The sequence below is a fragment of the uncultured Algibacter sp. genome (genome assembly GCF_947490405.1).
Lineage (GTDB): Bacteria > Bacteroidota > Bacteroidia > Flavobacteriales > Flavobacteriaceae > Algibacter_B.
Window position 1 is genome coordinate 906221 of record NZ_CANLGU010000001.1, and the last position, 20271, is coordinate 926491.

Annotated in this window: 21 protein-coding genes; 14 read left to right on the forward strand and 7 right to left on the reverse strand. The window is 34.0% G+C overall.

What is annotated here, in order from left to right; all coding sequences use genetic code 11:
• Positions 1–5: 5 nt before the first annotated feature.
• From Q0772_RS03865 to Q0772_RS03890, 6 genes are all read right to left on the reverse strand, one after another.
• Complete coding sequence (locus Q0772_RS03865; RefSeq protein ID WP_298340540.1) at positions 6–788, reverse strand: enoyl-CoA hydratase-related protein; 783 nt, start codon at positions 786–788, stop codon at positions 6–8.
• A 57-nt stretch (positions 789–845) separates the two neighbouring features.
• Positions 846–2330: an ATP-binding protein gene (locus Q0772_RS03870; protein WP_298340542.1), complete on the reverse strand. Its 1485-nt coding sequence runs from the start codon at positions 2328–2330 to the stop codon at positions 846–848.
• A gap of 179 nt (positions 2331–2509) precedes the next feature.
• Complete coding sequence (locus Q0772_RS03875) at positions 2510–3055, reverse strand: CopD family protein (protein WP_298340544.1); 546 nt, start codon at positions 3053–3055, stop codon at positions 2510–2512.
• A 21-nt stretch (positions 3056–3076) separates the two neighbouring features.
• Positions 3077–4117, reverse strand: a complete 1041-nt coding sequence (gene hemH, locus Q0772_RS03880) for a ferrochelatase (protein ID WP_298340546.1) — start codon at positions 4115–4117, stop codon at positions 3077–3079.
• A gap of 55 nt (positions 4118–4172) precedes the next feature.
• Positions 4173–4325, reverse strand: a complete 153-nt coding sequence (locus tag Q0772_RS03885; RefSeq protein ID WP_298340548.1) for a hypothetical protein — start codon at positions 4323–4325, stop codon at positions 4173–4175.
• Between the two features lie 50 nt (positions 4326–4375).
• Positions 4376–5275, reverse strand: coding sequence for an AraC family transcriptional regulator (locus Q0772_RS03890; protein ID WP_298340550.1), 900 nt, complete (start codon positions 5273–5275; stop codon positions 4376–4378).
• Between the two features lie 189 nt (positions 5276–5464).
• Here Q0772_RS03890 and hemA point away from each other — a divergent pair, with 189 nt between their 5' ends.
• The 14 genes from hemA to Q0772_RS03960 all read left to right on the forward strand — a co-directional run bounded on the left by hemA (position 5465) and on the right by Q0772_RS03960 (position 18916).
• Positions 5465–6730: a glutamyl-tRNA reductase gene (gene hemA, locus Q0772_RS03895; protein WP_298340552.1), complete on the forward strand. Its 1266-nt coding sequence runs from the start codon at positions 5465–5467 to the stop codon at positions 6728–6730.
• On the forward strand, positions 6723–8297 hold the full coding sequence (gene hemC / locus Q0772_RS03900) for a hydroxymethylbilane synthase (protein WP_298340553.1): 1575 nt from the start codon (positions 6723–6725) through the stop codon (positions 8295–8297). The genes hemA and hemC overlap by 8 nt, the downstream gene beginning before the upstream one ends.
• Positions 8298–8387: 90 nt before the next feature.
• Positions 8388–9416: a uroporphyrinogen decarboxylase gene (gene hemE, locus Q0772_RS03905; RefSeq protein ID WP_298340555.1), complete on the forward strand. Its 1029-nt coding sequence runs from the start codon at positions 8388–8390 to the stop codon at positions 9414–9416.
• Between the two features lie 77 nt (positions 9417–9493).
• A complete protein-coding gene (locus tag Q0772_RS03910; RefSeq protein ID WP_298340557.1) occupies positions 9494–10849 on the forward strand; it encodes a potassium transporter TrkG in 1356 nt (451 codons plus the stop codon).
• Positions 10850–10851: 2 nt separating this feature from the next.
• Positions 10852–11595: an EI24 domain-containing protein gene (locus tag Q0772_RS03915; RefSeq protein WP_298340559.1), complete on the forward strand. Its 744-nt coding sequence runs from the start codon at positions 10852–10854 to the stop codon at positions 11593–11595.
• 3 nt (positions 11596–11598) lie between these two features.
• The gene (locus tag Q0772_RS03920; protein ID WP_298340560.1) at positions 11599–12234 is read left to right on the forward strand and encodes a hypothetical protein; all 636 of its coding nucleotides are present in this window, start codon (positions 11599–11601) and stop codon (positions 12232–12234) included.
• Positions 12227–12766 (forward strand): GNAT family protein, encoded by a 540-nt coding sequence (locus Q0772_RS03925; protein WP_298340562.1) that lies wholly within the window; start codon positions 12227–12229, stop codon positions 12764–12766. Before Q0772_RS03920 ends, Q0772_RS03925 begins: the two co-directional genes overlap by 8 nt.
• The gene (gene hemF, locus Q0772_RS03930; protein ID WP_298340564.1) at positions 12767–13675 is read left to right on the forward strand and encodes an oxygen-dependent coproporphyrinogen oxidase; all 909 of its coding nucleotides are present in this window, start codon (positions 12767–12769) and stop codon (positions 13673–13675) included.
• Between the two features lie 26 nt (positions 13676–13701).
• The gene (gene hemB / locus Q0772_RS03935; protein WP_298340566.1) at positions 13702–14691 is read left to right on the forward strand and encodes a porphobilinogen synthase; all 990 of its coding nucleotides are present in this window, start codon (positions 13702–13704) and stop codon (positions 14689–14691) included.
• A 26-nt stretch (positions 14692–14717) separates the two neighbouring features.
• Complete coding sequence (locus tag Q0772_RS03940) at positions 14718–15803, forward strand: hemolysin family protein (RefSeq protein ID WP_298340568.1); 1086 nt, start codon at positions 14718–14720, stop codon at positions 15801–15803.
• Positions 15803–16276 carry a methylated-DNA--[protein]-cysteine S-methyltransferase gene (locus tag Q0772_RS03945; protein ID WP_298340570.1) on the forward strand — a complete coding sequence of 158 codons (474 nt, stop codon included), beginning with the start codon at positions 15803–15805 and terminating at the stop codon, positions 16274–16276. The genes Q0772_RS03940 and Q0772_RS03945 overlap by 1 nt, the downstream gene beginning before the upstream one ends.
• The gene (locus Q0772_RS03950) at positions 16277–16801 is read left to right on the forward strand and encodes a DUF4442 domain-containing protein (protein WP_298340572.1); all 525 of its coding nucleotides are present in this window, start codon (positions 16277–16279) and stop codon (positions 16799–16801) included. It begins immediately after the preceding gene.
• A gap of 253 nt (positions 16802–17054) precedes the next feature.
• Positions 17055–18203 carry a serine hydrolase gene (locus tag Q0772_RS03955; RefSeq protein WP_298340574.1) on the forward strand — a complete coding sequence of 383 codons (1149 nt, stop codon included), beginning with the start codon at positions 17055–17057 and terminating at the stop codon, positions 18201–18203.
• Positions 18203–18916 carry a 3'-5' exonuclease gene (locus Q0772_RS03960; RefSeq protein ID WP_298340576.1) on the forward strand — a complete coding sequence of 238 codons (714 nt, stop codon included), beginning with the start codon at positions 18203–18205 and terminating at the stop codon, positions 18914–18916. The genes Q0772_RS03955 and Q0772_RS03960 overlap by 1 nt, the downstream gene beginning before the upstream one ends.
• A gap of 50 nt (positions 18917–18966) precedes the next feature.
• On the opposite strand, the gene Q0772_RS03965 is transcribed toward Q0772_RS03960, so the two are convergent.
• The coding region (locus Q0772_RS03965; RefSeq protein ID WP_298340578.1) for an immunoglobulin-like domain-containing protein at positions 18967–20271 on the reverse strand (1305 nt) is incomplete at its 5' end.

Sequence of the window (20271 nt, forward strand, 5' to 3'; positions counted from 1 at the left end):
ATAATTTACCTCCCAGGAAAATCAGCCTTTCGCTTTTCCAAAAAAGCAGTGGTGCCTTCTTCAAAATCTTCAGTTCCAAAACAATTTCCAAACTCCTTTATTTCTGTTTGAAAACCATTAACGCCATCTTTAAAATTGGCATTTATAGCTCTAATAGCAGCACTAATGGCTACTGATGAGTTTCTTGAAATTTTAAAAGCTATTTTTTTGCAAAGTGGTATTAATTCTTCTTGAGTAGTTACATGATTTACTAAACCATAATTTAAAGCTTGGTTAGCATCAATCATACCTGCTGTCATAATTAGTTCCATAGCGCGTCCTTTACCAACTAATTGGGGTAATCGTTGTGTACCTCCATATCCTGGAATAACACCTAAAGACACTTCAGGCAACCCAAGTTTTGCATTATCGCTGGCAACTCTAAAATGGCAAGACATAGCTAATTCTAAACCTCCGCCCAAAGCAAAACCATTTACTGCTGCTATTACTGGTTTAGATAGATTTTCAATAAAATTGAATAATAGTTCTTGTCCTTTTGCTGCCAATTGTTTTCCCTCATTTACATCAAAATTGGCAAATTCGCTTATATCTGCTCCAGCTACAAATGCTTTTTCTCCGCTACCTGTTACAATGATAACTTTAGTATTTCTATCTTGATTAGCATAATCAAAGGCATCATGCAACTCTTTAATAGTTTCTAAATTTAATGCATTTAACTTTTTTGGACGATTAATAGTTATGGTTGTGATACCATTATGTTCTTCTGAAATGATATTGTTGTATGACATTTTTATACTTTATTATAAAACCTTTCAACTTGGCTCAAGGTGATATTAATTTATGGTTTATTCTTTGGGAAAAGCAACTTTAAACGTTGTGCCTTTATCTTTTTCTGAAACAAAGGATATATTCCCTTTATAGGTTTCTACAATGTTTTTTACCATAGCTAAACCAAGACCCATACCACTTGTTTTGGTAGTGAATTTAGGCTCGAAAACCTTGTCTTTATTTTCTTCCGAAACACCAGATCCATTATCTGCAACGGTAATAACAATATTGCCATTATCTTCGCTAACATTAATAACAACTTTTGGTGTTTGATTATCTGGTATAGCTTGAATAGCGTTTTTTACCAAGTTAGTTACTACACGAATAAGTTGTGTTCTATCAAATTTAGCTATTATTTCTTCTGAATCTGAAGTAAAAACAATGTAATCTTCATTAAAGATATCTAAAGCTAGTTTTACAATTTTTACAACATTAAGGGTTTCATTTTGTTGCGCTGGCATTTTTGCAAAGTTTGAAAACGCAGAGGCTATAGAACTCATGGTGTCTATTTGCTGAATTAAAGTTTTACTGTATTCATCAACCTTAGAATGGATGTTTTCGTCTTCTGGATTAAACTTACGCTGGAAATTTTGAACCGTTAAACGCATTGGTGTAAGTGGGTTTTTAATCTCATGTGCCACTTGTTTTGCCATTTCTCTCCATGCTTGTTCGCGCTCGCTTCTTGCTAATTGTACAGCGCTTTCTTCAAGCTCATCAATCATGCTATTATATGAATTTACTAGGGCTGAAATTTCTTCGCTAGTATCATCAACATTGATTTTTTCGTTACGCCTTTCTAGTCTGGTAGTATTTATTTTATCACTAATAGTTTTTAATGATTTGGTGATGTATTTAGAAAGCAAAAAGGCTATTACTATTGCGGTTAACAATACCAACATAAATGCAAAACCTATACGTTTTAAAAACTCTTGAAGCTCTTTAGTTAAAAAATCATCTTTTTCAAGATATGGTATATTTAATATAGCCAAAGGTTTGGATTTATTATCTGTAATATAAGTGTACGAAGACTGAAAGGTTTCTCCGTTTTCTTTATGAATATGCACATGTCTATGTTGTGCTATTTCTGATGATTTATCAAACTCTACGTTTTGGGTTAATGCATTCATAATTTCTGCATCAATACATTTATCTGCATTTTCGTTTTGCAATCCGGCTTTTGATGATATTAGTAGTCCGCCATCTAAATCGTATAAATTAATTTGAAGTTTATGAATATCGGCAACGTTATAAATTTCTTCTTTATAAATTAAGGGGATATTTTCTGTTTTAATTTCCCAAGTGTTTTGTCTACCATTTAAGTACCGTTTTAATTGGGTTTGTATACTACCTTCTTTACGTACTAAACGCCCTTTGTGGTAATCTTGACTTTGTTCTTTGTATTGATAAATGGCAACTGCCGAAATAAGTACAGATGCTAGTAGCACCAACAATATCATGGCTAAAAATATACGGGTACGTAAAGCTAGTTTTTTTAGTTTCATTCAGAAATTATGATTCAATAAATATAGCAATAATCAAACCAAAGACACTACAAGGTGATTTAAAAAACTGCAGCTAGCGGATAGGTGCGTTAGGGATTGTAGTGGAAATCCTTTTTGTGAGGTACGAATAAAAAGATTGCAACGAAAAGCCCGACCCCTTGTGGGTAACGCCCAAAGTTTTAAGCGTCTGGATTTTTATCTCTAAAATTCTTATAGAGTTTGAACCCAAGCATGATTAGGATGCCTAAAACAAAAATACCTATAACGCCCCATATCCAGTTTATAGCACTTTTAAGGATAACCAAAAATATAACGGCGAAGAGTATGAATGTGGCGCCCTCGTTCCAGATACGCATGAAACTGGAGGTTTTTTTTACTACATCGTTTTGTAATTGTTTGTAGTACTGATGTGTTTTTAGGTGATAGATGAATAATAATATGATGAAGCCTAATTTTACTTGCATCCATGGCATATAAAATAGTGTAGGATTGATGTAAAATAAACTTAAGCCGAAAATTAATGCTAGTATTGCTGATGGCCATGTGATGATAAACCAGAGACGTTTTGCCATGAGTTTTAATTGTTTGCCTAAGATTTCTTTATCGGGTGAGGGTTTGTGAAAGGCTTCTATTTGATATACAAATAACCTGGGAATGTAAAATAAGCCTGCAAACCATGTGATAACAAAAATAAGATGAAATGCTTTTAGGTAAAAATATGTCATGGCCTTATTTTTATGCTGAATTTAAACGGTTAATGGTTTTTCTACGCTAGTCCATTCCTTTGCTATATTAGCAATAACTTGTGCGAAGTCTTCTCTGTCGTTTAGGCATGGAATCACCGTAAATTCTTTTCCGCCTACTTCGTGGAAAATCTCTTCGCCTTCCATAGCAATTTCTTCTAAGGTTTCTAAACAATCGCTAACAAAGGCTGGAGTAACAATAGCCATTTTTTTGATACCTTCTTTACCCATACGCTCTATGGTTCTATCTGTATACGGTTGTAACCATGGATCGAAACCTAGTCTTGATTGAAATGTGGTGGAGTAAGTACCGTTTTTTAAACCTAATGCCTTGGCTACGTTTACGGTAGTGATTTCGCATTGGTGGCGGTAACAAAACTCGTGTTGTTCACTTCCTTTTTTAAAGCAACATTTGCCGTCCATTTTACAGTTGCCGTTTGTAATATCGCTTTTGCGAATATGGCGTTCGGGCACACCGTGATAGCTGAACAAAATATGTTCGTAATCTAAACCTTCTAGTGTTTCTGCTATACTCTTTGAAAGGACGTTTATATAATCTTTACGCTCGTAAAATGCGGGCGTTCGAGTAATCTTTACTTGTGGAAAATACTGTGCAACTAGTTCGTCTACTTTTACATCAATAGTCTCAGTAGTAGCCATTGCAAATTGTGGATATAGCGGTATGGTTTTAATTTCCGTACAACCTTTATCAACAAGTTCTTGAAGCCCTTTTTTAAGCGTCATACTACCATATCGCATTGCAAGAGCCACGGGGAATTCTAGTTTTTCTTGTACTTTCTCTTGAAGCCTTTCTGAAAGCACTATTAATGGAGAGCCTTCATCCCACCAAATTTTTTGGTATGCTTTGGCAGATGCCTTTGGGCGTGTATTTAAAATGATACCTTTTACAAGCAATGTTCTTGCCCAAAGTGGAACGTCAATAACACGTTCATCCATTAAAAATTCGCCTAAATACTTTTTTACGTCTTTGGGATTTGGACTATCTGGTGAGCCAAGATTAACTAATAAGATTCCTTTTTTCATGTTGCAAAAATACAACAGAAATAATAAAAAATAGTTTTTAAAGAATCAGATATCGTTATTTTGCTATTGATTCTGATAATGTTATTGATCTTTCTTCGGAAGGATTACAATCTTGAAAAATGCCACAAGATATATTAGTTCTTGCTAACGATTTTCCTTCTACAAAATGTTTGGATAGTGCTTCTATTTCTGGGGTTAAGAATTTCATATTATTTGTTTTGGGGTTAGTCAAAAATAATAAAAAAAACTTACATGGCTTTAATTCAAGGACATGACGTACTTTTTGGGTGTTGTACCATACTTCTTTTTAAATGCTGCTATAAAATGACTTGATGTACTGTAGCCAACTTTAAATCCTACTTCATTCACATTATCATCTCCAGCTTCTAGTAATTTTCTAGCTACTTCCATCTTATAATCAAATAAAAAACTAAAAACTGAATCGCCGTAAATTTGTTTAAACCCTTCCTTAAGCTTTTTTAAGCTCAAGCCTATTTCGTCTGCTAATTCCTGCAAACTTGGTGGTTCTGCCATTCGAGATACTACAATATCTTTCGCTTTCCTAATTTTAATCACATTAGCCTCGTCTACTAAAAATGGACATTGCTCAACATCAGCATCTTCACTTCTATTAAAATATAAACTCAACAGCTCATAAGCTTTTCCTTTAAAATACAATGGCTTAATAGTTTGATTAAGATTGTAGTTTATCAGTTGATTCAATACAATTGCCATTGATGGTGAAATAATACCATCTTTGTAATATTTTTTATCCTTATTGTCTTCACTTAAAAACGTAATATAATCTGCTTCTAGAGAAAACAACCCATGAAATTTTTTAATTGATATTAAGATAGAAATAATCCAAGAATTAGGCTCTACTTGAAGATCTATAGGTAATTCTCGTTGAGGATTATATAACAATAACGAATTCTCTTCGTGTATATCTAAAGTATAGCGCCCTTGGTTAAAAACAAATTTTGTTGACCCTTTTACACAAAAATGAAACTGCAAGAATGTGCTATCTATTTCTTTTGCAACACTTTGCATAAAACTCTCATCATTCTTAAACAATAAGATTAAAAAACCATTTTCTATTAGCGTTTCCTCAAAAGAACTTTTAGCGATACTTTTTTTTGCATTTAAATCTTGATTCATATTTATTTTATTTAGATTGGTTCTAAATTAAAACAATAAAAACTGCCTAATTCATTGCTAAAATATGATATTTATCATGTTTTAAGAAAAAACAATGCTAAAAAACCACAAACGATATTAAAAGTTCTTTGAGCGTTATTTTTTAATCAACGTTACTTATATTTTTGTTTCGCAATTTCAGGTAGAGTAATGCAAAAATATAACATTAGTAAAAGTAGTTCTTTTTATGCTATTGGCTTAAGTTACAAAAAAGCCGATGCAGATACAAGAGGTCGTTTTAGCTTAGATAATGATGCGAAACAAGCATTGTTACAACAAGCTAAAGCTAATGGTATTGAGAGTTTAATTGTAACTTCAACATGTAATCGTACCGAAATTTATGGGTTTTCTCAGCACCCCTATCAACTTATAGCGTTGCTTTGTGATAATACAAATGGTACTGTTGAAGAGTTTAGAGAGGTAGCTTACATCTACAAAAATAAAGAAGCCATTGCGCACATGTTTCGCGTAGGTTCTGGATTGGATAGCCAAATTTTAGGAGATTTTGAGATTATAAGTCAGTTAAAAGCAAGCACAAAATTATCAAGAAAATACGGTTTACTAAATCATTTTTCTGAGCGATTGGTCAATGCTGTTATACAGGCTAGCAAGCGTATTAAAACTGAAACTAACATATCATCAGGCGCTACTTCGGTATCTTTTGCATCTGTACAATACATCTTTAAAAATGTACAGGATATTACTAATAAAAATATTTTACTCTTCGGCACAGGAAAAATAGGTAGAAATACTTGTGAAAACTTGGTAAAACACACCAAAAACGAACATATTACTTTAATTAATAGAACAAAAGATAAGGCTGAAAAAATTGCTGGAAAGTTTAATTTGTTGGTTAAAGATTATGCTAATTTGCAAGAAGAAGTAAGCGATTCTGATATTTTGATAGTGGCAACTGGAGCGCAACGCCCCACAATTGATAAACACATCATTCAAACTAAAAAGCCGCTTTTAATTTTAGATCTATCCATTCCTAAGAATGTTGACGAAAATGTGCAGGAATTAGATAATGTAGCCCTAGTGCATTTAGACGATTTATCTAAAATAACAGATGAGACTTTAGAGTCTCGTAAGGCTCATATTCCGTCAGCAGAGGCTATTATTGATGAGGTAAAAGCTGAATTTAACAGTTGGTTAGAAACTAGAAAATTTGCGCCAACCATTAAAGCCCTAAAACATAAACTTACAGGTTTTGCTAGTGCCGAATTAGAAACGCAACGTAAAAAGTTGAACGATTTTAACGAGGAACAAGCCGCATTAATAAGCAATAAAATTATTCAAAAAATCACCAATCATTTTGCACATCATTTAAAAGATGATGCTATTTCTACAGATGATAGTCTGGAGCTTATCAAAAAAGTTTTCCAATTAGAAGAACCACAAAAATCCAATGTCTAAAACCATTAGAATTGGCACGCGCGATAGTGAATTAGCACTATGGCAAGCCAACATAGTAAAAAAATTACTCGAAGAAGCTGGCCATAAAACAGAACTTGTTCCTGTAAAATCTACAGGCGATTTGGTTTTAGATAAACCACTTTACAAGCTAGGAATTACAGGTATATTTACCCGTACTTTAGATATTGCGATGTTAAATCATGATATTGATATTGCGGTACATTCCCTTAAAGACGTGCCAACAGTTTTACCAAAAGGTATTGTGCAGGCCGCTGTTTTAAAACGTGGTAACGTAAATGATACACTTGTTTTTAAGGATAATGAAGAGTTTTTAGGTGCTAAAGATGCTGTGATTGCTACAGGTAGTTTACGCCGACGTGCACAATGGCTTAACCGTTTCCCAACACACACTATAACAGATTTAAGAGGCAACGTCAACTCGCGTTTACAAAAACTCAAAGATAACGATTGGAACGGTGCTATTTTTGCAGCAGCAGGTATTGGTAGAATTGGTATTAGGCCAGAAGAGGCCGTTAATCTCGACTGGATGATTCCTGCACCAGCACAAGGCGCTATTATGATTACTGCTCTTGATGAAGATGAATTTGTAAAAGAAGCATGCGCAGCACTTAATCATGAAGAAACCGAAATTTGCACAACCATAGAACGTGAGTTTCTTAATAAATTAGAAGGCGGTTGTACGGCACCAATAGGCGCTTTAGCTTACATTAAAGACGAAGAAATTAATTTTAAAGGCGTGTTGTTAAGTCCCGATGGTACCAAGCGTATCGATGTAACTCGCGTTAAAAAATTAGGCGAACATAGCGATATGGCGCAATTTTGTGCCGATTTTATAATAGAACGCGGCGGTAAACGCCTAATGGATAACATTAAAAACGCCAATAAAACAATAAACGTGTTTTCTACAAAGCGTTTTACGGAAGACCAACGCTTACTATTTCACGAAAAAGTAGTGGCTGAAAGTTCAGATTTTATCAAAATAAGTTTGAATAGAATACATCCACGTTTCTTAAAAAACGAGATTCAAAACGTTATAATTACCAGTAAAAATGCTGTAGAATCGTTAAGCACCAATTATTCGGCTATAGAGCTTCAGTTTAAAAACATATACTGTGTTGGCAGAAGAACAAAACGTTTAGTAGAACAAAAAATAGGGAAAGTAAAGCACACTGAAAAAAATGCAAAAAAGCTCGCAGAATATTTAGTAGCGCATATTGAAGGTACAGAAGTTACGTATTTTTGTAGCGACATTAGGCTAGATGCTTTACCAACTATTTTAAGCGATAACCACATTACAGTTAATGAAGTAGAAGCTTACCAAACCAAATATGATGGTGTTAAAGTAGATGACTCTGTAGAAAGTGTGATGTTTTACAGCCCATCAACCGTGGAAAGTTATGTGCGCAGTAATAAAGGGCAAGTTATTGCTTTTTGTATTGGCGAAACTACGGCAAAGGCTGCCAGTAAACACTTTAAAGATGTACGCGTTGCAAAAGTACCAACGGTAGAGAGTGTTATTGAGTTGGTGAACGAACATTATGTATAATATGTTAATCCTACAAAGGCAGGAATTCATTTTATGATAATTTAAGTTACAATTAAAAAGAGTTCCGCTTTCGCGGGAATGATAAAAAAGATGATAAAGAACGATTTATTTTTAAGAGCATTAAAAGGAGAAACGGTTGAACGTCCACCGGTTTGGATGATGCGTCAAGCAGGGCGTTACTTGCCAGAATTCATGGAAATTAAAGCAAAGTACGATTTCTTTACCCGTTGCCAAACGCCAGAATTGGCCAGTGAAATTACCGTACAACCCATTCGCAGATACGGTATGGATGCCGCTATTTTGTTTAGTGATATTCTAGTGATTCCGCAGGCTATGAATATTGAGGTACAAATGAAACCTAATTTTGGGCCCTATTTACCAAATCCAGTTCGCTCTCAAAAAGATGTAGATAACGTTATTGTTCCAGATGTAAAAGATGCTTTAAATTACGTGTATCAAGCCATAAAAGCCACTAAAGAAAAGCTAAACGATGAAATTCCGCTTATAGGTTTTGCAGGATCACCGTGGACTATTTTATGCTATTGCGTGCAAGGACAAGGCAGTAAAAACTTCGATAAAGCCAAAGAATTTTGCTTTACAAATCCTGTAGCTGCACACCAATTATTACAGAAAATTACAGATACAACAATTGCCTATTTAAAAGAAAAAGTAAAAGCGGGTTGTAACGCTGTTCAAGTATTCGATTCTTGGGGAGGCATGCTCTCGCCAGTTGATTACCAAGAATTTTCGTGGCAATATATCCAGCAAATTATAGATGCGTTAAAAGACGATGCACCCGTTATTGCTTTTGGTAAAGGCTGCTGGTTTGCTCTTGGCGAAATGGCAAAATCTGGCGCTTCTGCTTTGGGTGTAGATTGGACCTGTTCTGCTCGAAACGCCCGTTATTTAACAGGTGGCAACATCACGCTTCAAGGTAATTTTGATCCTACACGTTTGTTCTCGCCTCCTGCAGAAATTAAAAAAATGGTGCACCAAATGATTAATGAGTTTGGTAAAGACAAATACATTGTAAACCTTGGTCACGGCATTTTGCCCAACATTGGTTTAGATAATGCAAAAGCATTTATTGATGCCGTAAAAGAGTATAAGCCTTCTTAAATTCATGTATGAGGAAATAAATTGACGATAGTCATTAAAAAGAATTATTTTTAATGAGATCGAAAAAGCATTAAATTATGCCTAATAAATTTCAAGAGTTAGCTAAAAAATACGCCTTATTAAAAAAAGGTTGGACGCCTCAACAAAATTTATTCTACGGATTTTTTACATATATAATTCTAGGCTTCTTATTACTGTGCTTACCTATTTTTCAAAAAGGGAGTGCTACTATTTTAGATCATTTGTTCATTTCCACCTCAGCTGTATCAACAACGGGTTTAGTTACAGTTTCCATTTTCGATACCTATAATATCTTTGGTCAGTTTATCATCATGGTATTAATTCAGCTTGGTGGTATTGGTTACTTAACCTTTACAACATTTATGCTGTTATCTACCACCAGAAAAATGACGCTTTGGCACAAAAAAATATTATCTACAGAATTTACACTACCAAAAACTATAAAAATTAAAGACTTTTTAAAGTCTGTAATTCTGTTTACATTAATTATGGAATTAATTGGGGCAGTATTATTCTTCATTGCTTTTACAGGTGATGGTATGGCAATTGGCGAAGCCATTTGGTCATCGGTTTTCCATAGTGTAAGTACATTTTGTACAGCTGGCTTTAGTCTATTCAACAACGGTTTTACAGATTATATTGATGACAATTTTATTAACTTCATCATATCCATGCTTGCCATCTGCGGTTCTTTAGGGTTTATAGTTATTACAGATTTTGGTTTGTGGATAAAACATAAAACACACAAATTAAGTTTTACTACAAAAATCATTTTTTACGGGTTTTTAATTTTACTAACCTTTGGCACTGTATTCTTTTACTTCTTCGAACCATCAATAGCAATATTACCAAGTAATTCTCGTTTTTTAGCGTCATTTTTTCAAACCATGACAGCCATGACAACCGTTGGGTTTAATACTGTAGATTTTGGAGCGTTTTCTCAAGCTATGATGCTAATATGTATCTTTTTAATGTACATTGGTGCGTCTCCGTCGGGTACCGCCGGTGGTATAAAAATAACCACCTTAACAGCAGTGTTTGCTATCATGAAAAGCCAGCTAACAGGAAGTAAACACATTACTTTTTTAGGACGTATTATTCCTTTTGAAAGGTTATATACAGCCATGTCTGCATTTATTTTTTATACCATTATTATTTTGATAGCCACATTTTTAATTACCATTACTAACAATCTTAAATTTGAAAATATCCTTTTTGAGGTGGCTTCTGCATTAGGAACCGTAGGGATTAGTACAGGTATAACGGCAGACATTAATACATTTGGTAAAATTGTAATAATTGCTACCATGTTTATAGGGCGTTTAGGCGTTTTAACTTTTGGATTAGCCCTTTGGTCTAGAAATATTAACGATGATAATGAATCTTTTCTAACAGAAGATATAGCAGTTTAGTTATGATTAAAAACATCATTTCGGGTATTAAAGCATACTTTGGAGCTTTCGCTTTAATTTCAAAACTAAAACTTTGGAAATATTTTGCGATTCCCATGCTTATCAGTTTTATCACCGCAATTATCATTTTTGGGTCTGCATACGGACTGTCAGATAACATCGGTGGTTTTATTACTAAAATTTGGATTTGGGATTGGGGAAAAGATACCTTCTCTACCATCAGTAATTTTATTGGTGGTTTAATTATTATAGTTATAGGGCTCATTTTGTTTAAGCATATCATAATGGCGTTATCAGCACCATTTATGAGTCCCGTTTCAGAAAAGATAGAAGCACATTTTACAGGCAATCCACCACATTCTCATAGAGATACTACATTTATGCAACAATTACTGCGAGGTATAAAAATAAATGGTAGAAACTTAGTTATGGAGTTGTTGCTTACCATTCCTATTCTGCTTTTAAAATTCATTCCTGTAGTCAATATATTTTCCACCATATTGCTATTTGCGGTTCAGGCCTATTATGCGGGTTTTGGTAATATGGATTATACTTTAGAGCGTCATTATCAATATAAAAAAAGCTTGCAATTTGTGCGTAAACATCGCGGGTTAGCTATAGGCAATGGTATTGTATTTATACTTTTTTTATTAATTCCAGTAATTGGTGTCATTTTAGTATTGCCATTATCGGTAACAGCAGCAAGTACACTAACGGTTAAAAAATTAAACGTATCGAAAGCGTAGATAATGACTAACATTATTGAAAAATACAATAAACCTTTTGAGTATACAGGTATAATAATGCATCTTATTATGGCATGTCAATTTTTAAAACTATGGTATATGCCCAGTTTTGAAGATGCCGAAAAAATATATGCACTCGCTGTACTCATGGCTTTTGAATTTGTTTTAATGCACTCAGGCGTTTTTATGGCTGTAACACCTAAAAAGATATCGCTCTTTATATTAGCACCTATTTACGGTATTTTTGCTTGGGCGTTCTCCCAAAGCATGCCAGATAATTCGATATTAGTTATCTACGGATTAATTATTTTAAATAGAATGCGTTTTGCGTTTTCTGATGTTAGTAAAGCTATAAAAAACAAGGCTATTTTAACCTCAGTATTGGGTGCAGTTGCTTACTTCATCTTAATTTTTGTATGCTTATTTACAAATAGTATTTTTGGTGAAATGGGGGTTACACCAGCATTCTTAGAGAAGTCAGACTATTTTAACCATGTTAAATCTGGTGGTGCATTTATCGATACACCTCACATTGCTTTGGGTTTTGGTTTCTTTTATTATAGCACTTTGGCAATTGTACAAGCGTTATTACTTCAGCCCAAACGCTCAGTAAATTTTAATAAAATACCACATGCTTAATTTAGATAACTACATTATAAGCCCTATAACGGTAAGAGATGGATGGCGCGTGTGCAATTTTGTTGTTGCTAATGAAGATCGACTGAAACGCTACTTTCCAAAAACATTAGAGCAAAATTTAACGCCCGATTTATCTAATATCTTTGTAGAAAAAAAGGAAAAACAATTTCAAGCAAAAGAAGAATTTCTATTCACTATTAAAACAAAAGAATCTCATAAATTAATGGGTTTAGTATACATTAAAGCGATAGATTGGACTAAAAAACAAGGTGAATTTGCGTATGCTATAGACTATAATATTGAAAGTAAAGGGGTAATGACAGAAGCTGTAAAACATTTATCAGATTATACCTTTGATCATTTGAATTTAGAAACACTACAAATTATTGTACATAAAAGTAATATTGGCAGTATAAAAGTTGCGGAAAATTGTAATTTCACTCACATTAAAACATTAAAAAACGAGCATACACCTCCTGGAGAAAACCCTTTAGATATGGAACTGTATGAACTTTATAAAGCAATTGAATAGATGAAAGATAAATTTTACCAATATATACAAAACCTTCAGGACCGTATTACTTCTAAACTTGAAGATATAGACGGCAACGCTAAATTTCAAGAAGATATTTGGAAACGACCTGAAGGCGGCGGTGGGCGAACTCGAGTTATTGAAAACGGTAATGTTTTTGAAAAAGGCGGCGTTAATATTTCTGGTGTTCATGGTAAATTACCAAAATCTATGCAAGCGTATTTTAAAGTGGGTGATGTAGATTTTTTTGCCTGTGGATTAAGTTTGGTATTACATCCAAAGAATCCAATGGTGCCAACAGTACATGCCAATTGGCGCTATTTTGAAATGTATGACGAAAACGGTGATATTATAGATAGTTGGTTTGGTGGTGGGCAAGATTTAACACCTTATTATCTGTTTGAAGACGATGCAAAACATTTTCATCAAACCTGTAAAACAGCTTGCGACCGTCATAATGATGATTTTTATAAAACTTATAAAAAACGCTGTGACGAATACTTTTACAACGCTCATAGAAACGAAGGTAGAGGTTTAGGCGGCTTGTTTTTCGATTATTGTAAAGCAACCGATGATATGACTATGGAACATTGGTATAATTTTGTAACCGAAGTAGGCGATAGTTTTTTAGAAGCTTATATTCCTATAGTTGAAAAACGGAAAAACCTACCTTACACAGAAGCACAACGCAATTGGCAAGAAATACGTCGTGGGCGTTATGTAGAATTTAATTTAGTGCATGATAAAGGCACGCTGTTTGGATTAAAAACCAACGGCCGTATTGAAAGTATTTTAATGAGTTTACCACCGCATGTGCAATGGGTGTACGACCATCATCCAGAAGTTGGAAGCGATGAAGAAAAATTAATCGAAGTATTGAAAAACCCAATTGATTGGATAAACAAATAAACGCATCAACAAATAAACATTTTACTATGTTCCCATTAAGAAGAAATAGAAGATTAAGAACTAACGAAGCCATTCGTTCTCTAGTTCGTGAAACCATAATTACACCAAACGATTTTTTAGTACCGCTTTTTGTAGTAGAAGGCAAAGGCATAAAAGATGAAATCCCATCAATGCCAAACTACTTTCGTTATAGTTTAGATTTATTAGAAAGCGAAGTGAAAGCATTGTGGAACTTAGGTTTAAAATCGGTACTACTCTTTGTAAAAGTGCCAGACAATTTAAAAGATAATAAAGGTGCCGAAGCTTTAAACCCAAACGGCTTAATGCAACGTGCAATTAAAACTGTAAAAAATACGTGTCCGGATATGTTGGTGATGACTGATGTTGCTCTAGATCCATATTCTATTTACGGACATGATGGTATTATTGAAAACGGACAAATAATTAACGATAAAACCGCTGAATTTTTAGCAGATATGAGTATTTCTCATGCCCAAGCTGGTGCTGATTTTGTAGCACCCAGCGATATGATGGACGGACGCGTTTTAACCATCCGTGAGGCTTTAGAAGATGAAGGGTATATCAATACAGGTATTATGAGTTATTCAGCTAAATATGCCTCGGCATTTTATGGGCCTTTCCGTGACGCTTTAGATTCTGCACCCGTAGATTTAGTTGATATTCCTAAGGATAAAAAAACCTATCAAATGGATTATGGGAATCGTTTTGAAGCCATTAGGGAAACCGAAATGGATATAGACGAAGGTGCTGATATTGTGATGGTAAAACCAGGAATTTCGTATTTAGATATTTTACGCGAGATTAAAAATGAAGTTGATGTGCCTGTAGCTGTATATCAAGTGTCGGGAGAATACGCCATGATAAAAGCCGCTGCAGAAAAAGGCTGGCTAGATCACAATCAAATTATGATGGAAACTACCACAGCTTTTAAACGTGCAGGAGCAGATATAATAGCAAGTTACTTTGCAAAGGATGTTGTGAAATTGATTTCGTAAATTAGCCATAAATTAAAACCTATTCAATGAGTGCACTAATTTTTTGGGCCACCATCTCTATTTTCTTTTCGTTTTTATGTTCTATCCTTGAAGCTGTTTTACTCAGCGTCACGCCAACCTTTATAAATGTTAAAAAACAAGAGGGAAAAGACTATGCTTTAACTTTAGAAAAATTAAAAAAAGATGTAGATAAACCCCTAATTGCTATACTTACACTTAATACTATAGCACATACTCTAGGTGCAATGATGGTAGGTATTGAAGCGGAGAATTTGGGATATGATTGGAATGTTTTAGGTATCAATACCGTAGGGATTATTTCAGCAATTATGACGTTTTTAATTCTTGTAGCTTCAGAAATTATTCCAAAAACTATTGGAGCTACTTACTGGAAAGGATTGGCAAATTTTGCATCTAAAACATTACTAATTTTAATTTTCCCTTTAAAATGGACAGGAATTTTGTGGTTGCTACAACTTACAACTAAATTGATTGGAGGTAAAGGGCACGGTAGTGTACTAAGTCGCGAAGGTTTTATGGCAATGACTGATATAGCCCACGAAGAAGGGGTTTTTCAAGAAAACGAAAGTAAGATTATTAAAAACCTACTAACTTTTAAAGAGATATTTGCTAAAGATGTAATGACCCCAAGAACTGTGATGAAAACCGAAGATGAAAAAACTACGGTTGAAGACTTTTTTAAACGGAATTTAAACCTACGCTTTTCTAGAATCCCTGTGTATTCTAACGATGCAGATAATATTATTGGGCTAGTACTTAAAGATGAGATTTTTAAAGAAATGGCGCTAGATAATAACTCTAAAAAATTATCTGAATTAAAGCGCGATATTATTGTTGTTGATAGAAATTTACCTATCCCTACATTATTTGAAAAACTTGTTGAATCAAGAAACCACATGGCTTTAGTAGTTGATGAATATGGCTCAGTAAGTGGTTTAGTAACTATGGAAGATGTTATTGAAACCTTGCTTGGTTTAGAAATAATGGATGAGAGTGATAATGTTTCAGATTTACAACACTTAGCAAGAAAAAGCTGGGAAACTCGTGCTAAAAAACTAGGCCTTCTAGAAGACGAGAAACCTACTGAATAATGGAAGAATGCATCATCAAATCACCTTTAGGGTTTACCAAAATTATTGGTGATGTAGATGGTATTGCTTCAGTTACAGTTCTTAATTCAGAGGAGAAAATCACTGATATTATTCCAATTGAATTAGAAGATTGTGTTATTCAACTCCATGAATATTTTGAAGGTTCCCGCAAACAATTCGACTTAAAACTCAACCCCTCTGGAACTGATTTTCAAAAGAAAATATGGAAACTTCTTGAGGTTATTCCTTATGGAAAAACAACTTCGTACTTAGATCTTTCAAAACAACATGGCGATGTAAAAGCTATTCGTGCTGTAGCCAATGCTAATGGTAAAAATCCGCTTTGGATTATCGTGCCGTGTCATCGTGTTATAGGAAGCGATGGTTCACTTACTGGTTACGCAGGCGGTTTACATCGAAAAAAATGGTTGCTAGAACATGAAAGCCCATATAAACAGCAGTCACTTTTTTAAATGTACAGAACACTTTCAAAAATAGCAGAACGATTTTTTACTAAAGCTCAAATTTATAAATATGGGTTCAATTGGTCGCCAATGTACAGGCGCTCTACAGGAAAAGTAATGAAAGTGTCTAAAGATTTGCATATTGTTAAAATAAAAATTCCTTTAAATTGGAAAAATAAAAACTATGTGGGCTCAATCTTTGGTGGTAGTATGCTTTCTGCTACTGATCCTATTTACATGATTCAACTCATGAATATTTTAGGAAATGATTATGTGGTTTGGGATAAAGCAGCAACTATTAAATATAAAAGACCGGGGAAAGAAACCATATTTTGCGAATTTACTTTTACCGCAGAGGAAATTCTAAATATTAAAAAAGATATAGAAAACGAGGGAGAGATTGACATAATTAAAACACCAAATATTATAACTAAGGATGGAGTTATTATCGCTGAACTTAGTAAAACAATTTATGTTGCTAGTAAAGCATTCTACAAAGCTAAACGCAAGCAAAAGGCTGTAAAATTGACTTGAAAATAAATTTTATTACGTTTTAAATTGAAACAGATTTGACAAACTTATAGTTTTGAAACTGCCCTTGGCGGATTAACCCGCGTTAGGGATTGTAGTGGATAGCCCACAGCCCGACGCAGGAGGTGCGAGGACTTGGAACGGAAAGCCCGACCCCTTTTTGGGGTAACGCCCAAATTATTTACTAATGGAACCACGGCGAAAAGGGTAATAGAAAAGAATTTTCTTATCTTTAGTTTTTACATTAAACAAACGTATGAGATTTTTAAAAAAGTTCTTTAAATGGGTAGTCATTCTATTGGGAATACTCATAATTGCCTTATATATCACAGATACAGATTATTTAATTAAAGCAGTTAGAACCATATATCTTCAAGGTTACACCACGGCTTATTTAGAAGACTATAAGGAGTTTGACAATCAAGTTATTGAAAACGCCACTCCTCAACCCTGGCCAACTCATAAAAATTACAACTCTGTAAAAGAAACTAAAGGCTTAGATTCTATTAACAAAGCTAATGGCACAATTGCTTACGTTATTATAAAAAATGATAGTATTTGGTTTGAAAACTATTATGATGGGTTTAATAAAAACTCTAAAACCAACTCGTTTTCTATGGCTAAAAGTTACGTTTCTGGGCTTTTGGGAAAAGCGCTTATGCAAGGTCATATAAAAAGCCTAGATCAACCTGTGAGTGATTTTCTACCTACTTTTAATGAAGGGTTAGCGGCAAAAATGACGGTTGGCGACTTGTCTAGCATGTCGTCTGGCACAACTTGGGATGAAAAGTATTATTCTCCGTTTTCAATAGTAACTCGTGCTTATTTTGATGATGATTTAGAAAAAGTTATGCTCGGTTTAAAAGTTGAAACAGAACCAGGAAAATCGTTTAAATATTCAAGCGGAGACACACAAATGTTAGCTATGGTTATTGAAAAAGCTACTGGTAAAAAACTCTATAATTATTTAACTGAAAGCTTTTGGAAGCCTTTAGGTTGTGAAAATTCTACGCTTTGGCAGGTTGATAGTAAAGATCATGATTTAGTAAAAGCATATTGCTGTATTGCTAGTAATGCTAAAGATTTTGCGCGTTTAGGTAAACTTTACAAAGACCATGGAAAATGGAATGATAAGCAAATTTTAGACTCTACTTTTGTTGCAAAATCGATAAAACCTGTTCATCCAAATGGAAACATGTACGGCTATGGTATGTGGCTAAAAACCATTGGTAGCAAAAACTTTTTTATGATGCGTGGTCACTTGGGGCAATATGTTATCATTGAACCAGCAGATAATATTATTATTGTTAGACTAGGACATTCAAAAGGTGATAACAGTATGGTTGGTCAATTTACCTCAGATATTTTCACCTATATTCAAGAAGCTTATAAAATGCTTGACTAATGATTTCAAAATTACATCTTGAAAATATTTTATTTTTAGATATTGAAACCGTTCCAGAAACACAATATTTTTCTGATTTAGATGAAACCAAACAAGCGCTTTGGGAACATAAATCTCAATACCAAAGAAAAGATGATTTCACTGCTGAGGAGTTTTATGATCGTGCAGGGATTTGGGCAGAATTTGGTAAAATTGTTTGTATCTCCGTTGGCTATTTTAATATTTTAAATGATTTAAGAACTTTTAGAACGACATCTTTTTATGGTGATGAAATTACAATATTAAAAGACTTTAAGAACTTACTCATATCTCATTTTAGCCAAACCAAGCATTTACTTTGTGCACATAATGGTAAGGAATTTGATTTTCCATACATCGCACGCCGAATGATTATTAATAATATTGAGTTGCCTTATAAGCTGAATTTATTTGGTAAAAAACCTTGGGAAGTCCCTCATTTAGACACCTTAGAGTTATGGAAATTTGGAGATTATAAAACTTATACCTCTTTAAAATTATTAACTAATGTTTTAGGAATACCCTCACCAAAAGACGATATAGATGGCAGCGAGGTTTACAGTGTGTTTTATGAAGAAGGCAATATAGATCGTATAATTACTTATTGTGAAAAAGACACGGTTGCTGTAGCACAGATTTTCTTGCGCTTAAGAGGTGATGATCTCTTAACTGATGATGAGATTATTCATTTATAAAAAAAGCCCAGATTTAAAATCTGGACTTTTTTGAGTTAGTCAATTTTGATTTATTCCTTAATAAATCGCTTCATCATTTTATCTTCTTCATTTGTCACTTCAATATAATACATGCCAGCTTCTAACCTATCAACAATGATTTCCTTAGATGTTTCACCTGTATTAACAATTTGACCTAATGAATTGATTATTCTATAAGTCATTTTTCCTCCTTTTGCAGTCTTAATATTTAAGATATCTCCAACTGGATTAGGAAATAATGTAAGCTCATTTTTAACAAATGTATTGTCAGTAATATCTAAAACCTCAGATGGACTATTATCATCTTTAGGAGCATCATCTTTAAGCAATAAAGTTCCGGTTCCTCCTGAACCTGTAATTACAACCTGATCTATAAAAATTTGATCATTATTCACAGAAGCATCACATCTTAGCCTAAATTGCGCATTACTAGATAAATTATATTGAGACGCATTTAAAGTTACGGTGAAATTGTCAAAAGCATTGTTAACAAAGTCTGTTCCTCTTGCCCAAGTTTCTATTGTTACAAACCCCGAGCCATCATTATATTGTAACCAAAAATCTTCTCCGACTTCCATACCTCTTGAAAAGAAATAAAAATCGAACTCAACCTCGTTAAATGATGATAAATCTAAAGTAGGTGAAGTCATTGAGGATGCTACACCTGAATTATCTCTAATTCGTATTGAATATGAGCCTTCGAAAGAACGTGCTTCATCAAGCCTCCTAGCACAGTCACTTCCTCCTTCAATCCAGCCATCCCAACCAGATTCAAAATATCCTTCATGTATTATAACATCTGTTGGTAAATTATTTACATTGACTGTTCTTACCACTTGTGTTGCAGCATTTCCTGCAGCATCACTTACATCATAAGTTATTAAATATGTACCACCTATGTTGGTGTCTACAACACCGCCTATAACAATACCTGCCGTAATATCGCCATCTAAATCATCTGTGGCTGTAGCACCTTGTTCGGTGTAAGTACCGCCAACGTTTAAATCTATGGTTGCGTTACCATTTAAAGTGATTACTGGTGCTGTCGTATCTGGAATCACATTGACTGTTCTTACCACTTGTGTTGCAGCATTTCCTGCAGCATCACTTACATCATAAGTTATTAAATATGTACCACCTATGTTGGTGTCTACAACACCGCCTATGACAATGCTTGCCGTAATATCCCCATCTAAATCATCTGTGGCTGTAGCACCTTGTTCGGTGTAAGTACCGCCAACGTTTAAATCTATGGTTGCATTACCATTTAAAGTGATTACTGGTGCTGTCGTGTCTGGTATAACATTGACTGTTCTTACCACTTGTGTTGCAGC